Source organism: Longimicrobiales bacterium (assembly GCA_028823235.1).
GTDB lineage: Bacteria > Gemmatimonadota > Gemmatimonadetes > Longimicrobiales > Gaopeijiaceae > UBA2589.
Map to the genome: position 1 here is coordinate 1 of JAPKBW010000050.1, position 5,133 is coordinate 5,133.

7 protein-coding genes are annotated in these 5,133 nt (G+C 59.9%); all 7 read left to right on the forward strand.

The features are described 5' to 3' along the window. Positions 1 to 1,074: histone deacetylase (locus OSA81_13230; protein ID MDE0899964.1), on the forward strand; the 1,074-nt coding region annotated here is incomplete at its 5' end. 129 nt (positions 1,075 to 1,203) lie between these two features. Further along, complete coding sequence (locus OSA81_13235; protein MDE0899965.1) at positions 1,204 to 1,392, forward strand: hypothetical protein; 189 nt, start codon at positions 1,204 to 1,206, stop codon at positions 1,390 to 1,392. 39 nt (positions 1,393 to 1,431) lie between these two features. Continuing rightward, complete coding sequence (locus OSA81_13240) at positions 1,432 to 2,535, forward strand: SGNH/GDSL hydrolase family protein (GenBank protein MDE0899966.1); 1,104 nt, start codon at positions 1,432 to 1,434, stop codon at positions 2,533 to 2,535. Between the two features lie 176 nt (positions 2,536 to 2,711). Continuing rightward, the gene (locus OSA81_13245; protein MDE0899967.1) at positions 2,712 to 3,059 is read left to right on the forward strand and encodes a hypothetical protein; all 348 of its coding nucleotides are present in this window, start codon (positions 2,712 to 2,714) and stop codon (positions 3,057 to 3,059) included. Between the two features lie 334 nt (positions 3,060 to 3,393). Then, positions 3,394 to 3,708 carry a YbjQ family protein gene (locus OSA81_13250; GenBank protein ID MDE0899968.1) on the forward strand — a complete coding sequence of 105 codons (315 nt, stop codon included), beginning with the start codon at positions 3,394 to 3,396 and terminating at the stop codon, positions 3,706 to 3,708. Between the two features lies 1 nt (position 3,709). Next, on the forward strand, positions 3,710 to 4,180 hold the full coding sequence (locus OSA81_13255) for a heavy metal-binding domain-containing protein (protein MDE0899969.1): 471 nt from the start codon (positions 3,710 to 3,712) through the stop codon (positions 4,178 to 4,180). Next, the gene (locus OSA81_13260; protein MDE0899970.1) at positions 4,177 to 5,013 is read left to right on the forward strand and encodes a M48 family metallopeptidase; all 837 of its coding nucleotides are present in this window, start codon (positions 4,177 to 4,179) and stop codon (positions 5,011 to 5,013) included. Before OSA81_13255 ends, OSA81_13260 begins: the two co-directional genes overlap by 4 nt. The last annotated feature ends 120 nt before the right edge of the window (positions 5,014 to 5,133 follow it).

Here is a 5,133-nt window from a genome sequence, read left to right on the forward strand (position 1 = left end):
ACGAAGAGGACTCCACTTGATGTCCACGTGTTCAACGCCACGAGGAGCAGGCTCGCCATGACCACACGCCGCGACTTCATCGCTACGGCCTCGAAGGGGCTTCTGGGCGCGAGTGCGCTTCCCGCGTTCGGTCCGATCAGACCAGGCCTTGGAAGAACGGCTAGCGGCACAGGCCTGGTCTACGACAGGCGCTATCTCGACCACGTCCTGCCGGAGCGTGCAGGCGAGGCACACCCAGAGAGCCCACTTCGGCTCGTTCGAATGATGGAGGTCTTTGCTGAACGCGGACTCGATCAGGCGGTGGTTCCTCTGTCGCTTCTGGATGACCCTCTGTCCTACGTGCAGTACGCGCACACAGCCGAGCACGTCGACTCGGTCAGTACGATCGACGTCAGCGGCCGGATCGCGGAGCTTGCAGTCTCCGGGGCGCTCGGGGCGGTCGAAGCTGTCGCGGGCGGAACAGTGAAGAACGCCTTCTGCGCCAGCCGACCCCCGGGGCATCACGCGAACAACACGGGGGCGGAAGAGGGCTTCTGCTTCTACAGCAACGCGGCCATCGCGGCCCGTTACGCACAGCGTGTTCACGGCTTTGAGCGAGTCCTGATCATCGACTGGGACTACCACCACGGGAACGCAACTCAGAATGCGTTCTATGATGACCCGAGCGTTCTATTCTTCTCCACGCATGACTGGCAGGCGTACCCGGGGACGGGAGATCCTGCCATGACGGGCGAGGGCGAGGGCACAGGCTCCAACATCAACTGGCATCTGGACTGCGGCGCACGGGACGTGGACATGCTGCGCGCCTGGGATGAAGCGCTTCTGCCGGCCGTGAGCCGATTCCAGCCGGATTTCATCATTGTCTCGGCCGGCTTCGACAGCCGACGCGACGACCCTCTCGGCTGCTTCGACGTGACGGACGATGCCTTTCGGCGCATGACGCGGATTGCGCTCGACCTGGCCGAGGACTTCACCGACGGGCGGCTGGTCTCACTCCTTGAAGGTGGCTACAACGTCGAAGGGAACGCCCTCGCTGCTGCTGCCCATCTCGAGACGCTGCTCGACGGGTCGTGAGTCGGTCGCTGCAATACACTCACCGAAAATTAACGGAGTACTAGCTTGGGTGGTTATGAGTTTATCGTCGCGCTGGTTGTCATATCGACCGTCGGCAAAGTAGTGATGCATCGTCGTGAGATTCGGCCGATGGACAAAAGCACGTCTCAGATCGGACCGGGAGCGTTCGAGGGTCTGCGAGATACGGTCGACGAGATGAACACACGCCTCGAGCGCATTGAGGAGGAACGGGATTTTTACCGCGACCTACTCGAATCGCCCCAGCGACCTCATGCGATTCCCGCTCCCGTCCGTGACGTAGGTAAGGAGACGATATGATAGCTATGGGTGCTGGATGATCCTCCTCCCGGAGATTGAATGACAACCTCGAGAAGACACTTCCTCGAACTCGTTGCCGGCGGCGCGGCGGGATTGGCTTTGCCGAACGCATTGCGCGCCCAGCGGATGGACGTGACCTGGCACGACGTGCGCGAGTGGGGTGTCGAAGGCAAAGGCTGGTCCGATACGAAGCGCTACTTCGATCGGTTGCCGGGCAAGGCCGAGGGTGTTGTTCGGACACCCGTCTGGGACCTTTCTAGGCATTCCTCTGGCATGACGGTGCGTTTCACCACCGACGCGCCTGCCATCTACGTTCGGTATACCCTTCTCTCCGATCGCCTGGCGATGCCCATCATGCCTGCCACCGGGGTAAGCGGGTTGGACCTGTACGCCACTGACGATCAGGGTGTCGAACGCTGGGCTGGCGTCGTCAGCCCTACTGCACAATCGATCGAGACCGAGCTTGCCACAGGTCTCCGATCCGGCGCGCGCCGCTACACGATCTACTTGCCCCTTTACAACGGCGTCGAGTCCCTGGAGATCGGTACCGACGCGGGAAGTGTGTTCGAACCCATCGTCCCGCGTGCGGAACGGCCAATGCTGTTCTATGGCACCTCGATCATGCACGGCGCCTCGGCTTCACGCCCCGGCATGGCCATTCCCGCGCTTCTCGGTCGTAGACTGAACCGTCCTACTATCAATCTCGGCTTCTCCGGCAACGGCCGGATGGAGCCCGAGGTAGGGGCTCTACTCGCCGAGATCGATCCATGCGTCTTTGCCATCGATTGCCTGCCCAACATGCAAGAAGCCATGGTCGAGGAACGCGCTGCCCCACTGGTACGGCAGCTGCGCCAGGCGCATCCGGGGACGCCGATCCTACTTGTTGAGGACCGGTCGTTCACCAATACGCGCTTTTTCCCAGCCAGCGAGAAACGTCACCGCACGAGCCGGGAGGCCTTGGGCCGCGCATACCGACAGCTGCAGGATGAAGGGGTGGACCACCTCTTCTACCTGCAGGGCGAACAGCTGCTGGGGGATGACGGCGAAGCGGCCACTGATGGCTCCCACCCGAGCGACCTGGGGATGGTCCGGTATGCCGACGCCTACGAGCCCGCGTTGCGTGCGTTGCTGCGACAGTACTGACTGGAGGGTCTCGCCACCGAATGTCGACCGTAGAGTTGCCCAAGCTTAAGGTCCGTTCGCTACATTCGCGCATTAATATGGCATTCTGCCTAACGGGTTTCACTCAGGCACTCACCTGCGTTGTCAGTTAATTCCTAAAGACGACCCCCGCCATCTGAATTACAGAGACTGGCCCAATGACCGACATCATAAAATTCGCGATCAAAGCCTTGATTGCGGGCGCAGTCGTGTGGGCTTTGTATAACCACTTCAGCCCCTTACAGAACTGTTTGAGGATGATCGAAAGTGGGGCGCTTGAGCTCGAACAGTTGGAGGGGGCAAAGTTGGCTGAGGGGTTGCTTGACCGGCTAGAGGGATCGGGGATGGCTGACCGGCTAGAGAGGTTGGGGTTGGCCGACTTGCTAGAGAGGATAGAGTTGAGTGGCTGGCTAGAGGGATTGAAAGGGGATAAGGCGTTTGAAGGATTAGGGGGGGCGGCGCAGGGCGCGGCCAGAGCGGTCTGTTTAAATCAAACGGCCTGGTGATTCACAACAGGACGGGGCCGATCCAGCACCGTAGCGGCGTGGGTCAAGTGATCTTTGGCGCGACGACGGCGGGTGTTTGTCTAACATCGCGAGTGAGCCCAATGATTTCGCTAGGAACGCGACCTCTTAGCTTTTGGCTCAGCCGGTATGGGGGACGTGTTCTTCGTAGCAACACTGCGAGTGGATAGAGGCGTATCCCCCCGGCGGTAACTAGCCCCTCAGTACCCCCGTCTAAGTTACGGTCCTGGCAAATGTTTAGGTTTGCGTAGAGTCGACCGTGCACCAAGGTTCGAGAGGAAGTTGGTCCAGACGTCCGATTTTTCAGGAGATTCCAATGCTCTGCAGCAACACTGAGGAAATACCTGGTCAGAAGATCGTCGAGTTCTACGGCGTGGTGACTGGAAGTACGGTCCGCGCGAAGCATATCGGCCGGGACATCGCGGCTGTCTTCAAGAATTTCGTCGGCGGCGAGCTTAAGGGGTACACTGAACTGCTCCAGGAAGCCCGCGAAGAGGCGATGCACCGGATGATGGCGCAGGCACGCTCGGTGGGAGCGAACGCTGTCGTCAACGTTCGTTTCGGAACGAGCAGCGTGGCCCAGGGAGCTGCCGAGCTCTTCGCCTACGGAACAGCAGTAAAGGTCGAATAACATGGGTCAGCTGATCAACCTCGGCTCTCCGATCTTTCTCCTCCTTCTGACCTATTTTATTGGAAGCCGCCTGGAGGCGAATCACTACAGGAGTATTCGCGAGCGCGAGGCGGCGATGAAAGACATGGTCGCCATCAACCTCCCGCGACTTCCCTGCGACGTCGAGATCGCGAGAGCAGGCATAGTCATGGGGAGTGTCGTGGTGTCGCACGACCACTTCAAACGCTTCCTCGCCCAACTCCGTATCATCGTGGGTGGCCGCATCAAGTCTTACGAGCCGCTGTTGGATCGTGCACGGCGCGAGGCCGTTCTCCGGATGAAGGAGCAGGCACTAGCACGTGGCCACAACACGGTTGTCAACGTTCGACTAGAGACAAGCCGACTCGCGAGCTCTCGACGGGGTGGCAAGGGGACGGCAGGTCTGGAAATGCTAGCCTACGGGACGGCGTTGACTGTGAACGAAGGATTATGAAGTCTGCTCCCCGTGAGCCTGACGATTCAGTAAACCTTACGCCGACCCATTGGTTACGTGAAGCGACCACGCTCACCGTGGGTCTCGCCGTCGTAGCAGTAGGGGTTTTCACAACAATCGCCCTCCTCGTAAACCTCCTTGCTCCGATCATTCCACTCCGCGTCGAAGCTGAGGTCGCGGAAGCGATTTTGGGGGAGGTACAGGAGTACGTGCCCGAAGGGGGCGAGGATCTCGTCGCAAGGCTCGACACGCTCGTCGATCAGTTGGCGAGCCACTGGCCGGATCGCGAGTACGATTTTACCGTCGCAGTCGTGGAAGCCGATCAACCCAACGCTTTCGCACTTCCGGGTGGTCTTATCATCGTGACCACGGATCTCATCAGAATAGTCGAGAGCGAAAACGAACTGGCCTTCGTCCTCGGGCATGAACTCGGCCATTTTCGCAACCGAGATCACCTCAAGGCGCTCGGGCGGGGGATTCTCTTCGACCTCGCCTTGGCATCCATCGGCATGGGCACCGGAAGCATGTCCAATCTCTTTGGGAGTAGCGGCTTATTGACTTCACGGAGTTTCAACCGAAGACAAGAGCGGGCCGCCGACCGTTTCGGACTTGGACTGATGTATGAGCAGTATGCGACCGTCGCGGGAAGCTTGGATTTCTTCGAGCACGACCTTGGTGTGACCGGCCTTTCCGAGACCATCGCTGATTTTGCAGGGACCCATCCAGGATCCACAACACGCATCAAGGAGATGCTCGACTTTGTGGAGGAGCAAGGATGGCCGCTCGATGGAGAGCTTCTGCCCCCCGTGTTTCAAGAGTCTGTGGTCCGGTGAGTTATAAGGACACCTAAAATGGGTGTGTGGTGAGCGGTTCGTGTACGGTGAGACGGTCAGCCGCGACCCCTGTCCCCCCGGCAACTAGCCCCTAGTCCCTCCGTGGCACCCAGCCACACC